The organism is Arthrobacter bambusae (genome assembly GCF_022606295.1).
In the GTDB taxonomy this organism is placed as follows: Bacteria; Actinomycetota; Actinomycetes; order Actinomycetales; family Micrococcaceae; genus Arthrobacter; species Arthrobacter bambusae_A.
In genome coordinates this window covers 1-23668 of the sequence record NZ_JAHHZS010000037.1, presented here as the reverse complement: position 1 = coordinate 23668, position 23668 = coordinate 1, and the positions used below count along the sequence as shown (strand labels likewise).

The 23668-nt window shown below is 61.5% G+C and carries 21 protein-coding genes; 12 read left to right on the top strand and 9 right to left on the bottom strand.

Annotated elements, in window-relative coordinates:
- Positions 1-7 precede the first annotated feature (7 nt).
- The gene (locus tag KNN17_RS19050) at positions 8-2353 is read right to left on the bottom strand and encodes a helix-turn-helix transcriptional regulator (RefSeq protein WP_241710446.1); all 2346 of its coding nucleotides are present in this window, start codon (positions 2351-2353) and stop codon (positions 8-10) included.
- A 905-nt stretch (positions 2354-3258) separates the two neighbouring features.
- Between KNN17_RS19050 and KNN17_RS19045 the strand changes: the two genes are divergently transcribed.
- Positions 3259-3891 carry an excalibur calcium-binding domain-containing protein gene (locus tag KNN17_RS19045; protein WP_241710445.1) on the top strand — a complete coding sequence of 211 codons (633 nt, stop codon included), beginning with the start codon at positions 3259-3261 and terminating at the stop codon, positions 3889-3891.
- 234 nt (positions 3892-4125) lie between these two features.
- On the opposite strand, the gene cspE is transcribed toward KNN17_RS19045, so the two are convergent.
- Positions 4126-4329 (bottom strand): transcription antiterminator/RNA stability regulator CspE, encoded by a 204-nt coding sequence (gene cspE, locus KNN17_RS19040; protein ID WP_028266315.1) that lies wholly within the window; start codon positions 4327-4329, stop codon positions 4126-4128.
- Positions 4330-4626: 297 nt separating this feature from the next.
- Here cspE and KNN17_RS19035 point away from each other — a divergent pair, with 297 nt between their 5' ends.
- From KNN17_RS19035 to KNN17_RS19025, 3 genes are all read left to right on the top strand, one after another.
- Positions 4627-5391 carry an alpha/beta fold hydrolase gene (locus KNN17_RS19035; protein ID WP_241710444.1) on the top strand — a complete coding sequence of 255 codons (765 nt, stop codon included), beginning with the start codon at positions 4627-4629 and terminating at the stop codon, positions 5389-5391.
- 115 nt (positions 5392-5506) lie between these two features.
- Positions 5507-6286 carry an ABC transporter ATP-binding protein gene (locus KNN17_RS19030; protein WP_241710443.1) on the top strand — a complete coding sequence of 260 codons (780 nt, stop codon included), beginning with the start codon at positions 5507-5509 and terminating at the stop codon, positions 6284-6286.
- The gene (locus tag KNN17_RS19025) at positions 6279-7052 is read left to right on the top strand and encodes an ABC transporter permease (RefSeq protein WP_241710442.1); all 774 of its coding nucleotides are present in this window, start codon (positions 6279-6281) and stop codon (positions 7050-7052) included. The genes KNN17_RS19030 and KNN17_RS19025 overlap by 8 nt, the downstream gene beginning before the upstream one ends.
- Positions 7053-7211: 159 nt before the next feature.
- On the opposite strand, the gene KNN17_RS19020 is transcribed toward KNN17_RS19025, so the two are convergent.
- A complete protein-coding gene (locus tag KNN17_RS19020) occupies positions 7212-7571 on the bottom strand; it encodes a VOC family protein (RefSeq protein ID WP_241710441.1) in 360 nt (119 codons plus the stop codon).
- 65 nt (positions 7572-7636) lie between these two features.
- On the bottom strand, positions 7637-8410 hold the full coding sequence (locus KNN17_RS19015; RefSeq protein WP_241710440.1) for an SDR family NAD(P)-dependent oxidoreductase: 774 nt from the start codon (positions 8408-8410) through the stop codon (positions 7637-7639).
- Positions 8411-9634: 1224 nt separating this feature from the next.
- Between KNN17_RS19015 and KNN17_RS19010 the strand changes: the two genes are divergently transcribed.
- Together KNN17_RS19010 and KNN17_RS19005 are read left to right on the top strand one after the other, a co-directional pair.
- Entirely contained in the window at positions 9635-10837 is a 1203-nt protein-coding gene (locus KNN17_RS19010) for an MFS transporter (RefSeq protein WP_241710439.1), read from the top strand.
- Between the two features lie 35 nt (positions 10838-10872).
- On the top strand, positions 10873-11442 hold the full coding sequence (locus tag KNN17_RS19005; RefSeq protein WP_241710438.1) for a GNAT family N-acetyltransferase: 570 nt from the start codon (positions 10873-10875) through the stop codon (positions 11440-11442).
- A 155-nt stretch (positions 11443-11597) separates the two neighbouring features.
- Here the strand turns inward: KNN17_RS19005 and KNN17_RS19000 are convergent, their stop codons facing one another.
- The 4 genes from KNN17_RS19000 to KNN17_RS18985 form a co-directional block, all read right to left on the bottom strand.
- Complete coding sequence (locus KNN17_RS19000) at positions 11598-11819, bottom strand: hypothetical protein (RefSeq protein ID WP_241710437.1); 222 nt, start codon at positions 11817-11819, stop codon at positions 11598-11600.
- Between the two features lie 157 nt (positions 11820-11976).
- Positions 11977-12618 (bottom strand): PH domain-containing protein, encoded by a 642-nt coding sequence (locus KNN17_RS18995; protein ID WP_241710436.1) that lies wholly within the window; start codon positions 12616-12618, stop codon positions 11977-11979.
- A gap of 203 nt (positions 12619-12821) precedes the next feature.
- Positions 12822-13226, bottom strand: a complete 405-nt coding sequence (locus KNN17_RS18990) for an ankyrin repeat domain-containing protein (RefSeq protein WP_241710435.1) — start codon at positions 13224-13226, stop codon at positions 12822-12824.
- A gap of 792 nt (positions 13227-14018) precedes the next feature.
- Positions 14019-15011: a LacI family DNA-binding transcriptional regulator gene (locus KNN17_RS18985; RefSeq protein WP_241710434.1), complete on the bottom strand. Its 993-nt coding sequence runs from the start codon at positions 15009-15011 to the stop codon at positions 14019-14021.
- 192 nt (positions 15012-15203) lie between these two features.
- On the opposite strand from KNN17_RS18985, the gene KNN17_RS18980 reads away from it, so the two are divergent.
- From KNN17_RS18980 to KNN17_RS18960, 5 genes are all read left to right on the top strand, one after another.
- Positions 15204-16160 (top strand): PfkB family carbohydrate kinase, encoded by a 957-nt coding sequence (locus KNN17_RS18980; RefSeq protein ID WP_241710433.1) that lies wholly within the window; start codon positions 15204-15206, stop codon positions 16158-16160.
- Positions 16157-16618 carry an RpiB/LacA/LacB family sugar-phosphate isomerase gene (locus KNN17_RS18975; RefSeq protein ID WP_241710432.1) on the top strand — a complete coding sequence of 154 codons (462 nt, stop codon included), beginning with the start codon at positions 16157-16159 and terminating at the stop codon, positions 16616-16618. Before KNN17_RS18980 ends, KNN17_RS18975 begins: the two co-directional genes overlap by 4 nt.
- 39 nt (positions 16619-16657) lie before the next feature.
- On the top strand, positions 16658-17992 hold the full coding sequence (locus KNN17_RS18970) for an MFS transporter (protein WP_241710431.1): 1335 nt from the start codon (positions 16658-16660) through the stop codon (positions 17990-17992).
- A gap of 1626 nt (positions 17993-19618) precedes the next feature.
- A complete protein-coding gene (locus tag KNN17_RS18965; RefSeq protein ID WP_241710430.1) occupies positions 19619-19912 on the top strand; it encodes a hypothetical protein in 294 nt (97 codons plus the stop codon).
- 837 nt (positions 19913-20749) lie between these two features.
- A complete protein-coding gene (locus KNN17_RS18960; RefSeq protein WP_241710429.1) occupies positions 20750-20905 on the top strand; it encodes a hypothetical protein in 156 nt (51 codons plus the stop codon).
- Between the two features lie 670 nt (positions 20906-21575).
- Here the strand turns inward: KNN17_RS18960 and KNN17_RS18955 are convergent.
- Positions 21576-22076 carry a DUF2199 domain-containing protein gene (locus tag KNN17_RS18955; RefSeq protein ID WP_241710428.1) on the bottom strand — a complete coding sequence of 167 codons (501 nt, stop codon included), beginning with the start codon at positions 22074-22076 and terminating at the stop codon, positions 21576-21578.
- A 989-nt stretch (positions 22077-23065) separates the two neighbouring features.
- Between KNN17_RS18955 and KNN17_RS18950 the strand changes: the two genes are divergently transcribed.
- Positions 23066-23623, top strand: coding sequence for a putative immunity protein (locus tag KNN17_RS18950; protein WP_241710427.1), 558 nt, complete (start codon positions 23066-23068; stop codon positions 23621-23623).
- The last annotated feature ends 45 nt before the right edge of the window (positions 23624-23668 follow it).

The window sequence follows — 23668 nt, the reverse complement described above, 5'->3', positions numbered from 1 at the left end:
TGTCGGCTCACTCGGAAGGCCGTTTCTCCCGGAACGGAGACGAATCCCGGACAAGGTCGAAGAGTGCGGTGCGGGACGGGCTTCCCGTCTTGCGCAGCGCGTTGGAGATGTGGCTTTCCACGGTCCGGATACTGATTCCGAGATGCTCGGCGATCTCGGGGTTCGAGCGATGACCGGCCAGGGCGGCTATCTCAATTTCCCGGACAGTCAGGGGAGAGTAGCTCCCCGAACTAAACGCGATGGGCTCATCCTCCGAGGGAAAACGTGTCGCGAACATGGAGTACGCCCGGTCCATCGCGGCCGCCCCGACGGTATTGTCCACGAAGGCATACCGCTTGAAAGCACCGCGGAGCAGCATCCGTACCTGGTAGAAATCGGCGTCGGGCTCATAGTGTTCGAGCAGCACGCCGAGCATTTGATGGTCGTCCTCCACCACCGCGGCAGCAATTGCCACAAGCTGATCATGGGACGTGGAGGGGGCATACTCCTTCAAGGTCTGCCGAAGGAATTCGAGAACCAATCGGCCAGGGAGCAGGCACGTGAAGAACAGCGCGGAATAGATCGCCTCCAGCACATAGCCTCGTTCGAGCTGCCGTTGGATGAGTTTCGCGGCTTTGGCGTCGAATACAGCGGGGATAAGGGGCCGCGCGGCGACCAGTTCGTAGACTCCTCGTGCGGTCCCGGGGAGTGGTCCGATGTCTTCAGCTTCGCGCCGCGCCTGGGTGGCCAGGGTTGCTGCTGGCAGGATCGCCGACGTCGCGGTCCTCAGTCCAGCGAGCCTCAGCATGGCGTCGTGAAGGGAAGCCACGAGGAAGCCTGGCCGCCCCATGGCAAAGATGCTGCTCATGAGGTACTCGGCATCGTCGAAATAGCCGCGGTACATGAGGGCTTGGGCAGCAACATAGGTAGTGGAAACCATCCCGAATTGGTCCAGGTTGCGGCGGGCTTCTGAGCGCTGGTCGAGGGCAAAGACAATCGATTCATCAATCCGACCCGAGCTGAAAAGGGCCATTCCGCGGATGAACGGTTCGGCTCCTGGAATGCCCCTTAACCCGTTGGAGGTGTCGATGGCTTTGAGCGCGGCGGAAGGGTTGAAGCGATAGAGTTCCAGAATCCCTCGGATGCTGGAAATGACACCGCTTTCAGGGTGGCGATCGTGCAGCTGCGCGAAGGTTTCGTCGAGATTCTCCGGCATTCGCTCATAGGAAGCCCTGAGGAAAAGTTCCGCCGCTTCGGCTTCGGCGGACCATTCGGGACGTTCCTTACCGAAGCTCCTGAGTGCGCCGGCTGCAGAATCCAGTCCTTTGCCTTTATGGATCGCCCAAAGTGCTTTGGTGAATGCCAGGAACAGGAGTTCGCACGACTCTCCGCCCGGGGTCAAGGTCTGGGCAAGTACACGCTCAATTCTCGAAGCGTCGATCGGCGAGCCCCAGTAGACGCTCAGAAGCGCCACCGCGTTCGATACCGATCTGTTGGCATCCCACAGCTCGTAGCGTTGGCGCTCCAGGACGGAGATTTGCTCGTGAAAGTGGCGCGCCGTGGCTGCGTCGTCGGAGCTACGTTCAAGGCGCAGCGCGGCCAGGACCCTCACCAGCGAATCAGCTGAGTTGCCGTCAACGAGGGATTCCTGCGGCAATCCACTGAGGGCTCGCGTGATCCGGCTCTTCAAGACCCGTCTGCTTGTGAGCACCCTTTGACCACGGAAATAGTCGGCAAGGATCGGTGGGGTGATCGAAGCGCTGACATTGGTGTGGAGATCCTCCATGACTGAAATGAGGCCGCGCTGCTCAAGCCTGTCGAGAACATCTGAATGGACCACTTGTTGCAGCACATCGAGAGGCGCCGTCCCGGCGATGGCCATGGCCTGAAGGCCCGTGAGTTCGTCGGATTCAAGTCCTTCGAGGAGGGATTGCACCGTGCCATGGAGGTGCTCATTCCACAGGGAGTCGCCTTTCATGTGCCACTGCCCGTGGCGGAGGACAATCGAGTCACTGAGCGCGGCAGTTTCCGCGATGCGAACCACAAGCCGCGGGTTCCCTGCCGATTTCGTCAGGATGCGGGCGGTGGTGTCAGCGTCCGCCGGAGCTCCCAGGACGTCGGTGATGAGCTCGTTCACCTGCTCGTAGCGGAGAGGATTCAGGTGGACCCTGGCTTCGGGGCCGGGGCTGAGCACGGCCGGCTGTGCCATCGAGTAGATGGATGGCTCGCTCATGGTGACGATCATGGGCCGTTTCGTCCGACGGCGGACGGCATCCAGAACCGCTATTGTCTCCGCGTCGACAAACTCGAGGTCATCGACGACAAGCACGCGCTCTCCCGGCCGTGAGAGCCGGCTTGCCAGGGTGTCAGCCACACCCAGAACTCCGAACTGACCTATTCGAATATCCAGGCTCAGGCTATGAATTCCACCAAATGGTATTCCGCGGTGTGAGCGGAGTCCCGAAATGGAATAAACCGTTGCTCCGGTCTTTTCCAGGTCAGCAATAGCTTTTTGCACCACGCTTGTACGGCCGCTGCCAGGCGCACCGACAATTCGAACCATCATTCCGCGAGCAACGTAGTCCAGCGTTCGCCGGACTTCTTGATCGAACACTCGCGATCCAACTTTCTCTGCTGCGCTGATCCAACGCTCTCCGGGCCAAAGGTGGTGCAAGGTCCAGACGATTCAACTGTTCCTGCCAACAGCCGGGGCGTTGGCAGGCGGACTTCCCACGCATTCCCGTGGATTCCCCCAGGTGCGCCGACGAACCTCGCTCCAAGGGCAACCGTAGATTGCGAAACAGCCATCTCAGTGGTGTTTTGGCGAAACTCAGTGTGCTCGGGGATGCGTCTACGTGTGCCGACGTGGGGTTTTACTTCCCATCTACGTGTGCCCCAGTGAAATCTCAGTGTTCCGCCGGCGTCGAAGGGGGTGTGGTTTGGCAGGGGTTTCTCCATGGCTCTCCTGGTGGCGGTCTCATGTTTTTGACGCTACGGGGGTTTCGTGGCCGCCTCCAGACCGAACCTCGTGCATGTGGATATTTATTCGAATATATCTTTTCTTGATCGAACAAATATTCTAATACGAGCCGTACGATCTGATCTCGAGGGCCTCGTCAAGAGGCCTTCTTCTCTATGTGGACAACTTCTTCTCTTTTCTCGCATTTCAGATGCCAGGATCTGCTGACATTCGCGTCGAAATAAGAATCATAGAGGCAATAAGTGAATACTCGCGCGCCTGAAAACAACGGGGAAATAGAGCACGCGTCGCACCGCTTCTTGAAATCTCGCACGTCTATTTTCAAAGTCCTCACTGTCGTCACGACCACCGCCGCGGCGCTCTCCCTTGCCGCCTGCGGCGGAGCCAGCCCAACAATTTCGCAGGCCGGTGCCACCCAATCGGCATCGGCTTCGGGTTCGGCGACTCCCACCCCAACACCAACGCCGACGCCGACCGCGCCGAAAACCGCGTCCTGCGTGACGGAGAACGCGACTGAGAGCTATCCACCCAAGCAATTCATCTGCACAAAGTCCGACGCGGGAGTCCTGCTTTGGATGGAAAGCTCAGAGTCCAAGAGGGTAACGGATGCGCGCGCGGCTGCAGCCGCAGCGGCTGCGAAGGCGGCGGCAGACAAGGCTGCATCTGACAAAGCGGCTGCCGATGCCGCTGCAGCTCAGGCAGCGTCAGCTCAGGCTGCCGCCCAGGCGAAGGCTGCCGCCGATGCTGCTGCAGCGAAGGCACAACAAGACCAAGCCCAGGCCAGGCAGGTACAGCCGGTCGCGCCGCCGTCGTCCGTTTACTACGCGAACTGTACGGCCGCCCGGGCAGCCGGCGCCGCACCGATCTATCGGGGGCAGCCAGGCTACAGGCCCGCATTGGACAGGGATGGCGACGGGATAGCCTGCGAATAAGGGTTACACAGGACACACCCCAGGGACATCGCCGGATTCTGCTGGATCACACTGCTACAGCAAAAGCTGGGCGACACGCCAAATCCCTGTCGCTACCCGAATTCAGGTGTCGACAGGGATCTGGCGCATCCCCGGGTAATTTGCGCGTCGAAAGAAACCCCACGCAACCCAAAAAAGAGGGCACAAAAAAGCAGGACCGGTCATTGACCGGTCCTGCTTTTTGAAATCCGAAGCTTAGAGAGCCTGGATGTTTACTGCCTGGGGACCCTTGGGGCCCTGCTCGACATCGAAGGAAACCTTCTGGTTCTCTTCGAGGGAGCGGTAGCCGCCCGAGTTAATTGCAGAGTAGTGAGCGAAAACGTCCTGGCTGCCATCTTCCGGGGAGATGAAGCCGAAGCCCTTTTCGGAGTTGAACCACTTGACGATACCTGTAGCCATTTTTTCAGTTTCCTTACTGAAGGTGGAGGTTGTCCCGACTGTCGGGCCTCCGGTGTGGGGTGTTCTCCACCGTTACTTCAGAAGGTCGCGGTTGATGAACCGCGGGAACTGCCTGAACTACCAAATGCCAAACACAACAACAGCTACAAGCATACAGGCCTTTGGGCGGATGGCTACTATTTGTCAAAATCCTTCATCTGCCGCGCGCCGCACTTCACGCCGGGGTCGCTGTCCTCTCCCCTGGAATATAGCTCGCCTCCCCCTCCCCTGGAGCCTCAAGCGGCGTAGAGTTCCGCCATGGAACCGATTCGGGTCATCCTTCTTCCCGGAAGCGTTCTTCCGGCCCAACCCGCGTACGGGGCGCTGATCGACGCGCTGGGTCCCGACGTCGACGCCGTCGCGAAGGACCTTGAACTGTACGACGGCGATGAGCCGCCGCCTGGCTGGAGCCTGGACACGGAAATCGAGGGTGTCCTGCGCGAAGCCGACGCCCGCGGCTGGGAGACATTCCACTTGCTCGGCTATTCCGGTGGCGGGGCTGCGTCTTTGGCGTTCACCGCCAATCATCCACAGAGACTGCGCAGTCTCACACTCCTGGAGCCCGCGTGGGCGGGAAGCTGGGACTGGAGCCCGGGGCACACCCAGCTCTGGAAGGAGTATGAGGCGCTGGAATTACTGCCGCCTGATCAGTTCATGGCCGCTTTCATGAGGCTGGGCGTGAAGCCCGACGTCGTCCTTCCGCCACCGCCCGAGGGCGGACCGCCGCCGTGGATGGCCAAGCGGCCGGCGGGGATCAGGGCATTCCTGCGGGACTTCAAGATTTACGATCTGGATCGGGAACGGCTTGCGGCGTTCGCTCGGCCGGTGTTCTTCGTCCTCGGCGGCCTCAGCAACCCGGACGACTACGGCGAGGTCGCCGAGCGTTTGTCGACGGTTTTCCCTGACTTCCGCCTCGAAATGTTCCCCGATCGCCATCACTTCGACCCCCCGCACCGGATCGAACCCGAGCGGCTCGGCGCGTTGCTGCGCGAGCATTGGGAACGCGCGGATCGGGCTGTGTAGGGCGCCGTGTCGGTTCCCATCAAAACATCAGGTTCCCGGATATAGACTCATCGCAACGGCGCCCTGCCATGGGGCCGCTTGGCCACCCTGAGGGGGATGCGGCTCGATGAGTGAAGTGAATGTGCCGGCACAACGGCCGGTTTTGGACATCAGCGACTTGTACGTCGCGTACGGTGCGCGGACCGTCGTCGACGGTGTGAGTTTTCAGATTCACCGGGGTGAGATCTTCGGCCTGCTGGGCCCGAACGGTGCGGGGAAGACGAGCACACTCAGCGCCATCGAAGGGCTGGTTACGCCGAAATCCGGGCGGCTGCTGGTGGACGGAATCGACGTTCAAGAAGAGCCGCTGGACGCGAAAGCGCGGCTCGGGGTGCAACTGCAGTCCTCCAGTTTCCAGGCCGAATTGACTATTCAACAGATCGCGAAGCTCTACGGCGGGCTTTACGGGGTAAAACTCTCGCGCACGCAAATCGGGATGAGCATGCGTTCCATAGGGCTTGAAGAAGAACTGGGCAAAAGGTTCAAACAGTTGTCGGGTGGGCAGCAGCAGCGGCTTGCACTGTTCATTGCCACGATTCACAACCCCCTCCTGCTCTTGCTGGACGAACCCACCGCCGGGCTGGACCCCCAGTCACGCCGTGGACTATGGCGTCGCATCGAGGAACTCCGTGGCGAAGGCAACAGCATTCTTCTGACCACGCACTCGATGGAGGAGGCTCAGGCGGTGTGTGACCGGGTCGCGATCATCGATCACGGGGTACTGCTCACCATCGGCAAGCCGTCGGAGCTGATCGACAAACACAGGGACGATCCGCGGGTGCTTTCGGTCGCCCACGGCGCACCGACCTTGGAAGACGTGTTCATCGGACTGACTGGAAGTGAGATCCGTGACTAACACCAGCGTCGCCACTGTCCGCCCACCTCGCGGCCTCGCCATGGGTTCGTTGCTTCGCGCGGACTCCATTGTGATGCTCAACAGTAAGACTTCACTTGTTTTGAGCGCCCTGCTGCCGGTCGTCATCCTTGTGGTCACAAGCTTTGGCAAATCACAATCTCGGCTCGGAGGGTCAAACCTCCTCATCGGATTGGCGTTGACCCTTGGCCTACTCACCTCGTGCCTGCTCGGATTCACCTTGGCTCTGGCCCACGACCGTGAGATCGGTGTGCTGCAAAGGCTCCGCGTCACCCCGGCGCCCAACTGGATGATCATGACGAGCCGCCTTGTCGTCCAAATAGCCACGAACCTGCTCGCCTCCATCATTGTCGTCATCGTCGGCGCCATCGTTCACGGGCTCACGCTCAACATCGGCCAATACCTCTTGGTCATCATCATTGCGGTCCTCGGAGCGGCAATGTTCCTGGCCATCGGACAAGCCCTGGTCGGCTTGGTTCAGTCCACCAACGCCGTCAGCGCGATCGGCCGGTTGCTCATGATCTTCTTGTTGCTCCTCGGCCTCCTCGGAGGAAGCGGCATCCTCGGGGACGCGATGCAAACCATCGCGGACTGGTCCCCGGTCGGAGCCCTCCTGGCACTCTTCTCGGATGTCCTGAACCAGTCTGCCTGGAGCGGTCAGGACACCTACTCGCTCTTGGCCTGCGTGGGGTACGTCGTCGTGTTCGCCTTCATCGGAATCCGCTGGTTCCGATGGAACTCGCGTTAGCGCGGCTACCCGCGGCATCCCTCCCAGCTCACGCTGACGCCGGCTCCCATGCAAACCCGTCCGGGTCGGTGAACGGGCCGGCGCCGCCGTAGCCCCGTGATTTTTCGACTTTAAGCCGAGGCCCCACCGACCGCTTCTCCGATCCTGACCGATGTGTCGTCAGTCCAGGCAGAGGCACAAAGGATGACCGGCCGGGTCAAGAAACACCCGGAATGTCGTTCCCGGCTGATTCTCGTGCTTGGTCGCGCCGAGCTCGAGCACAGCTGCCTCAGCGGCGTCGAGGTCGTCCACCACGACGTCGAGGTGCATCTGCTGCGGAACGTCCTGGCCGGGCCATTGTGGCGGCGTGAAGGAGTCGACTTTCTGGAAGGCCAGCGAATCGCCGTAATCGGCGCGGATGGACCACCAGTCGTCGTCGTTCCGCTCGACTTTCCACTCGAGCAGAGCGCTGTAGAACTCAGCCAGGGCCTTGGGGTCGGGACAGTCGAGTACCACGACCGGGAACCGTGCGATAGCCATGGCCAACACTCTAGGACCGTTTCCGGAGGATCGCATCAACTTTCGTTCGCGGAATATACCCGGAATTACCGATACCGCGTGGCGAGCTCGGGGCTCTGCGCCCCGAAAGCGGCGAGGTCTGCCTGGAAGACGGCATCGAGAAGGCCGACGTCCTCCACGCCCGGTGCGCAGACGGTTTCGCCCATTTCCAGGCCGCGCAAGCTTGCCGTGACGACGTCGGCGGCGCTCATCCGCGGCATCCTGCTCAAGTCCATGCCTTGGCGCTCGTGGAACTCGGTGGCAACCACTCCCGGGCACACGACTTGCACCGTGATTCCGGTGCCCTCCAGCTCCGCGCTGAGGGTCTGGGACATCGCGACGAGGTACGCCAGGCTGCCGCCGTAGACGACGCGGCGGGGCATCTGGGCGTGCGGGGCCGGGCCACCGAAGGCGATCATGCCGGACACGTTGATGATGGTTCCCCCGCCGCGTTCCTGCATACCCGCGATTGCCGCCCGGCTGAGCATGGTGGGCGCGAGGACCTTGACGTTGACGAGTTCCGTGGCCTTGTCGGCGGGAAGTTCGGCGAAAGGCATGTAGTGCGCGACGCCGGCGTTGTTCACGAGCATTGTTACCGGCTCGGTTGCGCAGATCCCGGCGACCGTGTCGATACCCGCCGGCGTTGACAGGTCGGCGACGACGGTCCGGACCGTAGTCTGAGGGTGCGAATCGGCGAACTGTTCCAAGCGTTCCTGCCGTCGGCCCACGATCACCAGATCGTAACCGTCGGCGGCCAGGCGTTCGGCGAATGCCTGGCCGATTCCAGAGCTGGCGCCCGTGATAAGTGCTAGCTTGCTCACTGTGGTTCCTCCTGTTGGCGGCAATGACGACCGTTCAACGCAACCACGGAGCTGACGTGCTGTCCACCTCCCGCACCCGAAGAGCCGGGCGACGGCGCGATCCCGCGCTGGCATCCGGAAGCAGCCAACGACGGCGAACTCACCCTCACGGACCACCTCCCCGAACGCTTGGCAACAGTCGAGGCCGCCTTCGGTCAGCGCCTGGACCAGCGCCGATCAGCCGGGCCGGTCAACCTGGCCGCCGGAGAACATCACCTCGGTGCCATGGACCACTGGGGGACAAACTGGACCTTGGGCTCGTGGACATTCCCGTGCTTGAACCGTGGATGCGGATCACGTTGCGGGGGCGTGTGGCAGGGCGGCGAAGAGATGGTTGCAGTAATCCCCCCGTCATCGTGCATTTGATCGTGCGGGTCTTACGTACATGGCGTGGGCCAGCAACTGCGCGAGCCGGGCCGCCGGGTTACCGCAGCACGGTGATCGACCGGCTTACGGGCGCTCCGAGGACGCCGCTTTCAGGACTTCACCGCTGAGCCTGTCGGCCTCGTGTTATCAGGACTTTCCCCCGACTAGCGATTTGAGGGAGTGTCCTTAGTCCGCATAAACAGCAGTACCAAACAGAGGATGAGCGGAAGGGCCGGCGCGTAAATAAGCTCAAATCGTCCTGTGATTAGCACGAGGATGAGCATGACGAGACTGGCTGCACCAACCAACATTGCGGCGATGCGAAGAGGCTTGGATTTCATTAGAAGCATCCATTCGTTATTGCGTCCGCTCCGGCGGGGGCGAGATCGCTCTCAGGCCCTACCTCAGAGCTCATTCTGCGATCGTATTGGCGTTATCACTAGCTGAACAGATGGCAGCCGGGAAAGGACCTGGTTCTTCTGCGCTCTACTGCCAGATGGCAGCCGACGGGCGGTGGAGGATCCTTCACCGGACGCCGTGCCAGTCGGATGAGGCCCCTATTCAGTCCAGGAACCTGGGGCAGCGATAGTTTCCCCAATGGAAGCTTGGGGACACGGAGAAGACCGGCACGTTAGTGCCGGTCTTCTCCGTGATCTGGTGTTAGAGAGCGGCGTCAGAGACGGCTGTTTCCACAGCGGTCGACGTAATGACAGTTCCCGCGGGCATGAATGCGGCCGCGACCAAGACTGTAGTCAAGACGGTTAATGCCCGGCAGAAAGTTGACTGGATTCTCCAACCGGCGGGTGCGAGAGTGACCGGATGGTGCAAATTACTAGCGCTGAGCGTCGCGGACGGTTGGGGTTCCGGGCAATGTTGGTCGGCCTCGGCGTGGATAACTTCGGTTCGGGTCTCTTCCTTCCCCTCACCCTCGTGTACCTCGAGCAGGTTGTGGGGATCCCGCTAAGCACTGCCGGCGTCGTGTTAGCCGTAGGAACTGTGGCCGGAACCTTCGCTCCTGCTGCCGTTGCGCGACTTGTCGACAGTTGGGGGCCTAAGCGCGTTGTCGTGACGTCCCAGATCCTTCAGACCACAGGCATGCTTGCCTACCTCGTGGCGAGGGACGTCCCGCTTGCGGTCCTGACGGCCGTCCTGACCGCTGCCGGGGTGCAGGTCTTTTACTCCGCGCTCGGGGCGATGACCTCCGCCGCGGCGCAGGATGGGGACCATGACCGGGCCTTCGCGACCGTGAACATGGTCAGGACAGCAGCGTTCGGCGTCGGTGGCCTAGCAGGGGGTCTGCTCTTGGGAATTCCGGGCAACGTGGGGGTGGTTGCCTGTGTCGCATTGAATGCAATCACCTTCGTTGCGGCATCGGCGACCCTCGCGATTGCGATGCCTTCGGCGCGGCCGGTGGCCACCGTTCGGGAGATCCCGCCGGCGAGCGTCTGGGCTCCTCTGCGCAATAAGCCATTCCTTCTCCTTGGAACAACTGCATTCTTGCTTTTCCTCAGCGTTGACTTGTTCCTGGTCGTGATGCCTCCGTACGCCGATGGCATCCTCGGTGTCTCCGGATGGGCCGTGGGGGCGTCGATCGCGGTCAACACAGGGCTGGGTGCGGTCGCCGGAACCTGGGCTGTGGCCCGAACTAAGCGCTTCAGCCGCACCACCAACCTGGCTCTCGCAGCGGGCATCCAGGCAGGATGGGGAATCGCGATGGCGCTGCTCGTGGCCTTTCCCTCCGAGTACCGGCCCGCAGCACTTATCGGTGCGACCGTGCTGCTAGCAGGAGGAAGCCTGATCGGCGGCCCCAGAGCATTCTCCTTACTGGCCGAGATCGCACCGCCAGAACAGAAGGGCGCCTATTTTTCGCTTTTCCAGTACTCGTTCACCGCCGCCGCCCTTACCGCTCCGCTCTTCGCAGGGCTCCTTCCCCTCGCGCCCTGGGCTCCCTGGGGGCTAAATGCCCTCCTCGTTCTTCTCGCCTTCCCTGTAATTGGCCTACTAAGGAAATCAATTCAGTGACTACTAACTTTGGTGCCCAATGCAAAATTAGGGATATGAGCATCAGCGGTGACATTCCGCCCTGGCCGTGTTCCGATCCGGAGAATGGCCGTATCCGGCTGCGCAGGTTCACGGATCTGGACGCGGCGATGGCGATGGACCTTTCCCAAGATCCGTATGTCCCCACGGTGGGAAGCCTCCCACCACATGCCACTCAAGAAGAAGCCGTAGCTTGGATCGAGCGTCAGCGACAGCGGCACATCAAAGGGAACGGATTTTCCTTCTCGATAGCCGACCTTGAAACTGACCGCTCCATGGGAAACATCGGACTCTGGATCAGAGAGTTAGACACGGGCCGCGCTCAGGTTGGATATGCCGTTGCCCCGAACGAGAGGGGCCACAGGATTGCATCCGATGCCCTGTGTGCCCTCACCGCTTTTGCCTGGACGATTCCGCATCTGCACCGCCTGGAGTTGTACATCGAGCCGTGGAACGCAGCTTCTATCCGCACGGCCGAACGTGCCGGCTACGAACGCGAAGGACTACTTCGAAGTCATCAGGAGATCGCAGGAGAGCGTTGCGACATGTTCCTGTACGCCGCAGTCCGGGAGAGCACAGTCCGCTAGAGGATCCTTTACCGGACGCTGCCGAGGATACTCTCCCCGGAAGGCAAGACGATGACGCCATTGTTGAGCTGTGGGAGTGGCCTAACCGGGCAAATTTCAGTCGCCGGCCTGATGAACCCATTAGCCTCGTCTGTCTCCAACCACACGGTGGAGAGCTACTCCCGCGGCGCCCCGCCATCGTTGCCGCTCCTGCGCTTATTTAACCACTGCTCTCGATAGGCGTCTTGCCCCAGTTTCTGCCGCTGGCCCTTTCTTGCTGCCCAACCAAGAAGGAAATAGATCAGGGCGAAGGTCAGACCGATCTGCCATCCGCCTAGCAGCCCGGCGAGAACCCCTACCAGGATTCCGACTACGATCCGCAGAAACAATCTAGGCATTCCCCAAATTCGATCATCACCAGCCATGGCTCAGGGTAGCTCTGCTAGGAAATATGTGACAGGGCCGGCCCGCCCCAAGTGACGGTGCCTCAGTGGACTTCTGGTGGACAGCTATGGGGCTCACCTTTGAAACGCGAAGTTCGGGGTCGGACCCGACCTAGATCAGCGTTGCCGTGACTGCCCAGAGGACGGTGAGGATTCCAATGGCGATCGTGGTCCGGTTCCACGTGGATGTGACGCTTCCTTGCGAGGAAGGAAAGCCTGAGGCGCGGGCCTCCTGCCACGCCTTCGCGATTTCGTCGCGACCGCCTACTGCTACGGGCTGGCTCATTCGCTGGTTGTCCGGGAGGACATTGAGGGGAAGATTCCTGAGGTTGACGGCGTTCGGGTAGCCGGAAGCAGCGGCATTGGGCGTGCCGGGAGCACCCCAGCTGGCGTATTTTCTGCCGGATGCCCTGATGACAACAGATTGGCGGACCTCAACGTCTTCCACTGTCTCGAAGGGAATCCGGTGGTCACGGAGACCATTGACGATTTCAAACCCGGAGCCGTCGACACGAAGGCATGGCCTCCACTGGGCGATGTAGACGGTCCAGGACGCCAAGACCAGCCACGGTGACGCAGTCAAGGCCGTCCTGGTCTCTCCCGCAATCAGCATCCAGGCCATGAGGCAGGCGGCGCCCAGCCAGAGTCCTGCGGCCAGAGGCCGGGCGGATCGGGACCGATAGCTTCTGGGCTGAGCCCCGGTGGACCTGCCCGTAGCCGTGATCTTCTGTCGTTGGTCCTTCGATGCCCGCATTTTGTCCCCCAAGCCGCCGGAACATTCCCTAACTGGGAGCAGCGTATCGGAAGAACCTCGTTAATGGGCCAACAAGGGTCCGCCGGGCGACTCTATGAGAAGCAATCAAAGAAGTTGCTGCCTGGCGGAGGCACACATGTGCGTTAGCCGATCCTCAATCGGACACAGCGGCTCCCGTTGAGCCACCTGCCTACGGGCGCAGATTAGGTGGACACAAGCAGAAGGTTGACGGCGGCGAGTTCGTCAGATGTGAACACGTCCTTGTTCTCGAACAGGAGGTCGGCAGGTGTGCGACCTGTCCGATCTCGAGCGCTGCAATGGGCGCCGCCGTGGCAGAGAGCTTCGATAGCTGAGACATTCCCGCGGACGATCGCTTCGTGTAGCGGTGTGCCCCCTCCGTCGTCGGCGGCGTTCACCTCCGAACCGGCCGCCAGGAGAACCTCGACCGCCAAACCACCTGCACCGACGGCATAGTGCAACGCGGTACGTCCGGTGTTGTCGCGCTTCGATACGTCAGCACCGGCGTCCAGTAATTCGCGGACAAGGGCGACGTTGTCGCTCCATACGGCGAACCCCAATGTGCGTGTGATGCTCGGCTTCGAGGACATGTTCTAAGCATCCACCAAGGGTCGCGACTCGCTCGGAGGTGCGCACCCAATTCCTGCAGCAGATTTTGTTCAGAACACCGGAAACGTCCGGTACGGGATCCTCATCGGAACGGTTCGGCTGGAATTTGCTGCCCCGCGTGGCAGCATGCTGTTAGGGTCGTCAAATGATTGAAGTCATCGACTACGGCCCTGCCTGGCCGGCACGGTCTGAATCATTCCGTGAAGCACGGAGCACGATCCAGCTGCTCTGTTCCGCGTAGCAGATGACGTACTTTTGTCCCGTCTGCGGTTACCCGGGCCTCGACGAGCCACCGTACCTGAAAAATGAGGCCGCCAGCTACAACATATGCCCTTGTTGCTACGTCGAGTACGGTTTTGATGACGGCGGCCGGCACGGAGAGGACCTGCGGCTTTGGATTGCGGAAGCCCGGCTTGGGTGGATTAATCAAGGCATGCGCTGGGGCAGTTCCTACACCGATCCGCCCCCGCATTGGGATCCGCTCAGCCAGTTGGAGAACCTTAAGCAAGACAAAGGAACGACCGCCGGCCCTGAGCGTTACCGCATTGAAAACGTGCGATCAGGGACAGACCGGATTTGTGACAGTTGATCAACGGTTCCATCCGTGGTCGAAGGCAGCACCGTCCCTTGGCTTCTGCACGGTGAACGCTGATGGATCCCTTACCGGACACAACCATGCCGGACGTCCGCGCAGCTACGAGACACACCAAAATTGCCTCAAGTCCCAACCCGCGACGTTATGGGAACACAACCTAGGGACGATGCAGCGGCATTCACGAAATGCCCGCAGAGCGATCGAAGAACTCGGTCGGGACTCGTAGCGAATCCACGCTGCGCCCATTAATCAAGTCGACGAGCCCCGCGACTCCGAGCCGTCCGATGGTTGCCGCATCATTTCGAACCGCGCTGATCGCCGGGGACGCGAACTCGAACCAGTCGAGGTCATCGAAGGAAACGATTGCGATGTTCGCCGCCCAGTCGGCGCCGAGGCGCTGACGAAGCGCGCGAACTACTCCCAAAGTCGTTGGGCCGTTCGCGCCGAACACCGCGGTTGGGCGCATGCCCCTGTCGAGAATTCGGTGCATTGCCTTCGCCGCGCCGCCGGGCAGGAAGTCGCCGGTGTCGATGAGTGCGTCGTCCATGCTGATTCCATGGGATTCGCGCCCCGCCCGGTATGCGGCGAGGCGCTCGGCGCCGGTGGAAATAGTCGGCGGGCCGCCGACAAATGCGACATCTCGGTGCCCGCGCCGCTGCAGCCAGTCGAGCACACTCGCGACGCCCCCGGCGTTGTCGGTTCCGAAAATCGGTGCGTCGAGACCGTCCACGGTGCGGTTTAAGAGCACCAGTGGCAGCCGTGTCGCGCGAAGCAATTCAAGTTGGGGTGAGTGCCCGCCCTGTGGAGACAGCAGAAGTCCATCGATGCGCTGCGAAGCGAAAATGCGCAAGTAGTCATCAACCTTCGCCTGGTCTTCGTTGGCGTTCGCAAGGAGCACGGTGTACCCGAGCCTTCCGGCCTCCTGCTCAGCGGCATGGGCAAGGTCCGAGAAGAAGGGATTCCGGATGTCTGACACCAGCAGGCCGAGCACGTCGGTCCTGGAGCGGCGCAGCGAACGTGCCGGCCCGTTAGCGATGTAATTCAGCTCCGCGGCGGCCGCCAGCACGCGTGAGCGAGAATCAGCCGAGGTCTGACTGCTTCCCGAGAGCACGCGCGACGCCGTTCCGAGCGCGACTCCGGCCCGGGCTGCAACATCTTTGATCGTTGCCACTTATTACCTCCCCCTTCATGGAAACGTTCCCGAGTATACATCCTTTCGGGAGATGCGATGGCGCACGATCGCCCCCCCCATTGGTCGACAGCTCGCGGGCTGGCGCAGCTTGCAAGAACCCATCCCGTCATGCACTATGGAACTCATCACATTCATGGAAACGGTTCCATGAAGCTTTTACGAGGAGGTGAAATGATGAACGGAACGGTTATTGTCCTCGGCAGCATCAATGCCGACACCAGCTACAGAATGACGGCGCTCCCGGCTCCCGGCGAAACAGTCCTAGCCTCGACCACGAGTGCGTCACCGGGCGGCAAGGGGGCCAATCAGGCGATCGCCGCCGCGGCCGCCGGCGCAGTGACCCGCATGGTCGGAATGGTCGGTGATGATTCCGAAGCCGCCGCTCAGGTCGCGGCACTCGCCTTGCGCGGCGTCGACACCGGCTCGGTCGCGACGCGCCGCGGAGCCGCGACCGGCCGCGCGGTCGTCTTCGTCGATGACTCGGGTGAGAACTCCATCGTCGTACTCCCGGGCGCCAATGACCTGCTCGACGGGGACGTGGCCGCGACCGGCCTCGCTTCGATCTCGACGGGTGATGTCCTCGTGCTGCAGAACGAAGTTCCGGCCGATGCAAACCGTGCCGCTGCCCGCCTGGCACGGTCCCTTGGCGCTATGGTCATTTGGAATGCAGCACCTGCACCCACCGCGGCCGCGGATCTCGTGCACGACATCGATCTCCTCGTCGTCAATGAACACGAGCTTAGGCAGATCAGTGGAATCCTCGGAATCGAGGCCACCGCGGAGGGCCCGGGCAACTCCGCGCTTGGCGCTCTCCTGGCCGAATGCGCACGCGCGCTGGACACCGAGGCCATTTGCACGCTCGGCCCTGACGGGGCGATCTTCTGCGCGGACGGACTGTCGGGCCGTGTCCCTGCCCCGAAGGTGCGAGCGGTCGATACCACCGCTGCCGGTGACACCGTCGTCGGCTATCTTGCCGCGCACGCTGGACTCCCCATGGAGGAACGGCTCCGCCTCGCGGCCGCCGCGGGTGCTCTCGCCGTCACCGTCGTGGGAGCATCCTCATCCATCCCCCAGCTCGACGACGTCGTGCCTTTGCCCGTCGCCCCGACCGAAAGGACACCAGCATGATCGTTGCCGTAGGAGCAGACCATGCCGGATTTCCCGTCAAACAGCGCGTGATCGATGCCATTGAGCGACTCGGCCACGCCGTGATCGAACGAGGCGCCCTCAGCACGGAGCCCGTTGATTTCCCCGACGTGACTCAGGAGACCTGCGCGCCCGTGCTTGACGGCAGCGCGGACCGCGCAGTCCTGGTGTGCGGAACGGGTGCCGGCGCCATCATGGCAGCCAACAAGATTCCCGGCATCCGGTGTGGTCTTGCCAACGAGCCATACTCCGCCCATCAAATGGTCGAGCACGACGACGCGAACGCCCTTGCCTTGGGCGCCTGGCTGGTTCCGCCCGCCTTCATCGACGACATCGTGGAACAGTTCCTCACCGCAACATTCGACGACGACGAGGACACCCGCCGCCGCGTTGAGAAGTTGAACGCCCTCGACAGTCTCCGGCCAGCATTCGCCGGCTAGACACAAGCTCCCCCACCACAGATCAAAGGAGATCCACCCGTGACGACAACGACCTCGATTCCGCAGAAATCTACGCTCGGATCGAAAGACCGCAACAAGACTGCATTCGCCGCCGCTCTGGGGACGAGCGTAGAGAACTACGACTTCATTGCCTACGGCACGGCCTCCGCATTGTATTTCAGTGCGGTCTTCTTTCCCCAGAGTGACCGTTTCATCGGCACGCTCCTCTCCTTCGCCACACTCGCGGTGGGCTTCCTCATGCGCCCCCTCGGCGGCGCGGTCGGCGGTTACCTCGCCGACAAGTTCGGCCGCAAGCCGGTTCTCGTCGGCGCGATGCTGGTGATGGGAGGCGCAACCTGCCTCATCGGGCTCCTGCCCACCTACGCCCAGGTCGGTGTCATTGCACCGGTGCTCTTGGTCATAATCCGGATGATCCAGGGCCTCGCGTTCGGAGCCGAATGGGGCGGTGCCATCACGATGACATATGAGCATGCGCCATGGAACCGCCGTGGCATGTACGCCGCTATTCCCCAGGCCGGAAACCCTCTCGGCATCGCCCTCGCCAGCGCGATGTTCCTCATCAGCGCGCATCTTGAAGGAGACATGGCTTGGCGTGTGCCGTTCCTCTTCAGTGCCGTCCTCGTCGTCGTGGCCCTGGTCGTCCGTTCACGGTTGTCGGAGTCGCCCGAATTCGAAGCGGCCAAGGCTGAGGGAAAGATCGAAAAGAACCCGTTCCTCACAACCCTTCGTCGTGACTGGCACAGCATCCTCCGCGTGATCGCCCTGCGTATGGTGGAGTCGTTTGCCTATTATTCGACGGCCACCTTCCTGCTCAGCTACCTTTCCCAGCGTTTCCCCGACATTCGCCCCACAGCACTCGGCTCCATCACCGCGGCCAGCATCGTGGCGATCGTCGTCACATTCGCCATGGGGGCGCTCACCGACAAGGTGGGCCGTCGGCCGATCTACATCGTGGCTTGCCTCGCGGCAATCCTGTTCGCATTCCCGATGTACCTGCTCACCAATGACGGCACACCCGCACTTGTCATCGCCGTGTTCATATTCGGCATCGGTATCGTGCACGCTTCACTCACCGGCGTGCAGGGCTCGCTCCTCACCGAACAGTTCGGCACCTCGACGCGCACGTCCGGTGCTTCGCTCGGCTATCAGATCGCCGCTGCGATCGGCGGGTTCGCGCCACTTCTTGCAGCTTTGCTCGTCGGCTGGATTGGCTGGCCCGGAGCTTCACTGCTCTACATGCTGGCAGCCATCATCGGGCTGATCGGCATTCTGGTCACCAAAGAGACATACGGCCGCGCAGAGCGGGCCCGCGTCACCGCCCTTGTCGCCGCGGAGAAACGACAGGGGGCCTGACCCCAATCCGACAAGGCGGGTTGCACCGCGGGGGTGGGAGTTTCCGATACGTGACCTTCCCGGCGGCGACTAGTCCGGTCAAGACTGAGCAACTCCCTGTCAGAGCCGGCCCGGTGAGGGAGCTGCCCGGTTGCGCACCGGCCGTCATTTTTCGAAGTCGTCTGCACGGAATGTCTAAGCCGTCTGCACGGCCAATGGCGGTGGGTATGGGGGAATCCTGAGCGGACATCCCCAAGGAACCGATGATTTCCAGGCCCGTCCGAGCGGTCCAATCCAAGTGCCGCTCCGAGGCCGGAGCACTCAACGGCACTTCCACATCACCGTGGGGGCCGCCGCTTTGATCACAAGGTGGCAAAGGTGGGCGGCCTTCACAAGGTCTGGTCGACGGGTCACTTTTCATCCGGTTATGGGAGCAGGTGACCGTAGCATTCCTCGTGTGCAGCGGTGTGCATCTTGACGATGGCTTCAGCGTCAGCTGGCGTTGTTTGGCGAATTCTGTAGAGCATCCTGTCAGCCTAACGAAACGGCCCACGGATACTCCATGCGTCAGCTCGGTCGACACCGACTCACCTGGGTCAAACGGCAACGGGGCGATTACAAACACGACAAGTGGATCCGGTCGCGTTTCGGCGGCGTTCTTTGATCGGTCGGTCGATGCGGCCGCCATGTCCGATAGGCGATCCTTCACCGGACGCGCACCGCGGTATCGACCGATATCTTTAGCCCGTATCCGTCCGTGATTTCGGGGCGCATCCGATGTGGAAAGTGTCCACGGCGTATCTCAGGCCGGCCTACGCCGTTGAAGATCAGACTGAAAATCGTGATGCTCTCGAGATGCGTCGGAGGGTCGGTCTCCGGGCGCCAGCTGGTACTACTGCGCGTTCAGCTAGGGTCCAGGCGCGCCAAGGATGCACTCACCTGTTGACACGGGTTTTCTCAGGCCGTTCCATGTGAGAACCGGAGCGCAATATCTTTCGCCGGCCTGCTCACTAATGCACCGTATTGGACAAAGGACCGGATACAGATGACATATGAAGTGGCTGTATGGATAGGCAGAATCATTCCGATACTTTGCTTGGTCGGAATCTGCACGTTTGTGTATGTAGTAGCGAAGCGCAGGGCTCCGACTTCCTATCCGCCCGGCTCAGGAATACGGTTCTTCGACCGAGATGGAAACGAAGTTACGGGGCGAAGGCACACCGTTATGACGAGCTTGATGGTCGTTGTCCTGATCGCACTCTTGGTTGCCGCGGTTCTCCCTTGGCTCTGAGCGGTGGCCGCAACGAAACATCGAGCGGGCACTGCCCGCGGCGACCGATTCTCCTGTGTGGGCGGCGGTCCGCCCTAGGAAAATTAGGTTCCAAGGGGACGGCCGTCAAGCCCGTGTTCGTCCCCTTCAACTGAAGGCCGAGAAACTTTCAGGCGCCGAAACATAGCGGCGCCCGTAAACCGGTGGGTTCAGAGGACGCCCGGTGCCCGGTTTCGTTGATTCCTTCACCTAAGACGATAGGTGACCGGAGCGCACGGTCATGGATCGATAATCGTGCTCATAAATGCACGGTCGGCCGCCGCCTTACGGTTGCAGGCTTGGTTCTCAAATGCGATCAAGAGTTGTAGCCTCGGCAGATGAGCGCTGGCAAGAAGGGTCCGAAAAGACTGCAGCCGAAGATGACGCGCGGCGCCTTTCGCTGGCAGTTCGTCATATGGTCCTTATGGACAGTTCTGCAGCTCGTTTCAGTGATCATGCACCTGGCGTCGGCAACTGTCTGGGCTTCGAAGGACTATTGGACCCTGATTGCTTTGATATTTGGTGCGGCAGCCTTGGTCTACCTCTTATATGTTCACCACCACGATGGCAGGTTCTGGGAGGAAGAAGAGGCTGCGAGAGCTGATTGGGAGCGGCGTGGGCGCGCTCTGTAATCTGACAAAAGCGGAGGCAAAGGAATGTCCGATGGAGGATCGGCTAACGGGCAGAAACGGAGCTGATGGGCTGCCCAATACGCTGTGCTCATGCAGTTTCCGGAGTTGCCAGGACGATGGCACGCCCGGAGAAATGCTCCCAGAAGACGCCGGTCGAAACCCTGACTTCTTTACCGTGGCCCGGTTGTCCCCGGAGGGGATGTGAAGAATGGCTTCGCCCCATTCGGCGATCGACAGGAGTACAGCGAGATGCCCGGACTTTCCCGGGGTTTCAAAACTATGGCCGATGGAAACTATGACCACAGCACCTCTGGCATGGGCTGCCCGGAACTCGTCAACGCATCGAATTTCCTGCGGTGAGGCGGACAATCCCAATTCTGTGGCGTATGCCGCGAGGCGGCCATGCTTCCATCCGGAGGTTTCAGAGTAGGCTCCCCGTTTCAGGAGGGCTTCGGTGAGAGCGGCCGGCCCGATCGCCCCACCAACGTCGAGTGCCCCAAAAGCCATTCTCAGGCATGCAATGCCGCAGGATCTGCTGTCCCAGAATTCGGCTACGCGAAGGCTCGGGTAGCCCAGATTTCTCCAGTCGTGGCTAACCATTGCGCTGGCAAACTGCATGGGTGCGGGTCCTGTCGATACCGGAAGGCACGGGTTTCAAGGAGTCTAATTCAGACTGATTCTTGGATGCGGGGCACTGAAATTGGACGCCGCACCGGATAGCGCCTGGATAGAGTTTCTGAGCCACGATCTCATCGCTGCTGTATGCCTGACGGTGCGTACGGGCCTGGGGCAGGGTGTTCCGGGCTAGCCTAGAGTCACAGTCTATTGGGGGTAGCAATGAATCTGAGTCCGGCCGTTGGCATTCTTGGTGTCCTGTACGCCGTCTTCACGATCGTGCTGGCAGGCCTGGCGGTTTACGCCCTGGTCCTGGCCATCACGTTCCTGCGGCTGCGGATCGCCGAGCTGAAACGTACTGCGCCACCGAAGAGATGACCGTGGATGCGCCGCCGCAGGCGATACCTGCGCGCCCGGTAAAGGATCCACCAACGGGCGATGGTTCCTCTCGTGCTCACGCGCCAGGCGCGGTGGCAGAATTCTTCACCGTTGTCTACGGACTCGGCTGGTTAAGCGGAGCGTTTTGCACTCGGGTAGGCGCGTCTCATTGATTCTAAAAAGTAGTCGCAAGCATCAGCTTCAGAAAGAAATTCGTGTTCATCGCTTCGGGATCCACGCTCTGTGTAATAGACAACGAACTTGGACCCTTGCTGTTCGATGTTCAACGTGTCGTTCCGGTCGCTGCCGTGCATGACGTAAGAATCCGGTGAGAAACCTTCTGCCGCGAGGGTAAGTGTCGGTGATGCTTTCTGTCCATGCCTTGATTATGGAACCAGCAATGGGCAATTTGCTCTTCGGGACTTCCCCAGCTTCGCCCGCCGTCTAGCCGGGAGGTCCTTGTTGACGTCGACTTTTCGAGGGTGCGCCCCCCAACCCCTGCAGACAGATTTTGTTCAGAGCCTCGAGAGCTTCCGGTTGGGGATCCCTCACCGGGTGCTGCGGTGACCCAGGGCGTTAGATGATGGAGCCACCAACACCGGGTCATTTCCGGGCGATGACCATGACGCACACCGCGGCGAACTTCCTCTGTCGGTGGGCGAGCTCGGGGTCATGATGGCAGCGAAGCCAGGATGTCGTGCGGCCACTCCCCGGTTAACACGTCGTTCAGTTCCTCATCCGGACTGGACACGCAGTAAGGTGTTTGCTCCGTGTTCAGCACGGCCAGGTTCACCGGAACGGCGAAGAAACCCCAGGGCTGGATCTTGTTAGCCAGAAAGCCTGTGAGTTTCAGGTCGGCATATTCCGGCGCGTTCCAAACCCTGCAGGCATGTTGCAGGTCATCCGGATGGATGGCGATCCAAACACCGAACCGGAACTCGTGCCCGCCTTGCAGTTTCACCGGCAGCAACGCGCGGACGAACGGACTGATGTTCGGGATCTGCATGAGCGTGGCCGTGCTCGGGTCCGGGTCGCTCAGCCAGCTACCTTCAGCACGATGCTGCTCAGGGCTATTAAGTACTGGGTCCGGGAGACGGAACCGAACATCCCTTTCATGCGCCGGCAGCGTCTCCCCGCACATCCCGCAATTTCGCCTCTTGCCGAAAACCATCTCTCCCCCAAACCGATGTCCTTCAAGCTGAGTCTACGTGGGGCTCGGCGCCTCGGACCTGGCCAAGCCAGGAGAACGCTCTGGCCGGGCTGAGAACCGCAAGGGGATCCCCTTGCGGGCTGTGCTGCGGCGACTCCCCTGACGAAGAATCGGCCTTGCCCCTGACGCGTTTTGGGGTCAATCGGGTAGCCAAGCTCTTCAAGGCAATCCAGCATCCCATTAGGGTGATAGGTCCAGAATGTCCACCAGGTTCCGTCCGGCCGCACGAATCCCAGACCGTGAAAAGTATCTAGGCCCCTCATCGTCCGGTAAACCAGACGGACGTCATCCCGTTCCAGCCGGAACTCCAGATGCTCCTTTGTCGGTGCGAGAAGGATCCATGGCGTGCCCGCCCTGAACTTTCCGGGGACAGCGAGACCTCCCCTGAATTCCGACCGTATCTCCATCTCATTCCAATCCACCCCAAGGCTCTGTCACACCACCGTACCGCTTGGTCGGGGGAGGCGATTGTGCCCGATCCGGCCCTACCCTGCAGGCTGACCGTCCGATTGAGGGATCCCTCACCGTGCACATGGATACAACCAGTGGAGACGACAGGCCAGGTGAGGGACCCTCCAACGGAACGCACGTATGCGTTACATTCCGCTTTGCTTGCCGGCAATGCAATCGAGATGCTCAGCCTCTTGACCGCGCACCTACCTTCAACGAGCCTCGGCGCATGGCGCCTCCATATGTTCGGCATTGCAGCGGCTGTAGCCCCTATGGCGGTGATGAGTGGATGCGCGACGCCGGCAGGGCTGACAATCGATGCCTCGACAGGTCCGGCATCCACCCCCGTCTCAAGTGTCCCTTTCGCCCTCTTCGCTCATTGCGGTATCTATGAGGCACGGGTGCAGGACCCGTCTCGCTTTCCTTACAGCAAAGCCGCGGGCGACGCTGACGCATTCGGGAAAGGATCGTCCTGCGGGCCGGTGTGTGAAAATTTTGGCATGCCCTCTCCGCAGTCACTGAGCGAAGCCGATCGGCGTATCGCCGCAGCGTGGGCGGCGAACTGCGCCGAGCGGGTTCTGGTCCTGTTCGAGACGGAGGCGCCGGGCGACGGTCGACCGCGTGATGCCATCGCTCGTACGCGGGCGTTTGCTCGCGGTGAACTTGACGCCGCAGGTGAGATTCGCCGGCGTTTCGTCGCTGGCCGGGCCGCGCACGCGGTGAGCTCTCCTGCGGCCGTGGCCGCCGCCCGGGCTGCTGGACAAGCTTCTGGCGTCGCTCACATGGGCGCGCACGCTCTCGGCGCAGCCGCTTACGCCGCGCAAGCGGCCGGGCTGGCCGCCCCGGATCAGTCCACGGCCATCTCCGACGAGATCTCCTGGCAACTCGAGCACATGAATGCTCAAGTACGGGCCGTGCTTCAGCAATTACCGCCAGTTGGTGAGGATTCCGCTGGTCCGCTCGGTCCCGGACTTCTCGCGTCGGGACTTCTTGGGTCAATCATTCGGGAGATTCAGGCCGGTATCGTCAGTAGCTCGCCACATGAGGGTGTCACGTGAGGGACCCCCAGCGTGCGGCTGTGCGGGGGGCGTCTATTCGTGCAC

Excerpts from the sequence above, each read along its gene's own strand:
- cspE (WP_028266315.1), bottom strand. The coding sequence starts at position 4,329 with ATGGCTACAGGTATCGTCAAGTGGTTCAACTCCGAAAAGGGCTTCGGC.
- KNN17_RS19035 (WP_241710444.1), top strand. The coding sequence starts at position 4,627 with ATGGAACCGATTCGGGTCATCCTTCTTCCCGGAAGCGTTCTTCCGGCC.
- KNN17_RS19020 (WP_241710441.1), bottom strand. The coding sequence starts at position 7,571 with ATGGCTATCGCACGGTTCCCGGTCGTGGTACTCGACTGTCCCGACCCC.
- KNN17_RS19010 (WP_241710439.1), top strand. The coding sequence starts at position 9,635 with ATGGTGCAAATTACTAGCGCTGAGCGTCGCGGACGGTTGGGGTTCCGG.
- KNN17_RS19005 (WP_241710438.1), top strand. The coding sequence starts at position 10,873 with ATGAGCATCAGCGGTGACATTCCGCCCTGGCCGTGTTCCGATCCGGAG.
- KNN17_RS19000 (WP_241710437.1), bottom strand. The coding sequence starts at position 11,819 with ATGCCTAGATTGTTTCTGCGGATCGTAGTCGGAATCCTGGTAGGGGTT.
- KNN17_RS18995 (WP_241710436.1), bottom strand. The coding sequence starts at position 12,618 with ATGCGGGCATCGAAGGACCAACGACAGAAGATCACGGCTACGGGCAGG.
- KNN17_RS18990 (WP_241710435.1), bottom strand. The coding sequence starts at position 13,226 with ATGTCCTCGAAGCCGAGCATCACACGCACATTGGGGTTCGCCGTATGG.
- KNN17_RS18980 (WP_241710433.1), top strand. The coding sequence starts at position 15,204 with ATGATGAACGGAACGGTTATTGTCCTCGGCAGCATCAATGCCGACACC.
- KNN17_RS18975 (WP_241710432.1), top strand. The coding sequence starts at position 16,157 with ATGATCGTTGCCGTAGGAGCAGACCATGCCGGATTTCCCGTCAAACAG.
- KNN17_RS18965 (WP_241710430.1), top strand. The coding sequence starts at position 19,619 with ATGAGCGCTGGCAAGAAGGGTCCGAAAAGACTGCAGCCGAAGATGACG.
- KNN17_RS18960 (WP_241710429.1), top strand. The coding sequence starts at position 20,750 with ATGAATCTGAGTCCGGCCGTTGGCATTCTTGGTGTCCTGTACGCCGTC.
- KNN17_RS18955 (WP_241710428.1), bottom strand. The coding sequence starts at position 22,076 with ATGGTTTTCGGCAAGAGGCGAAATTGCGGGATGTGCGGGGAGACGCTG.
- KNN17_RS18950 (WP_241710427.1), top strand. The coding sequence starts at position 23,066 with ATGCCCTCTCCGCAGTCACTGAGCGAAGCCGATCGGCGTATCGCCGCA.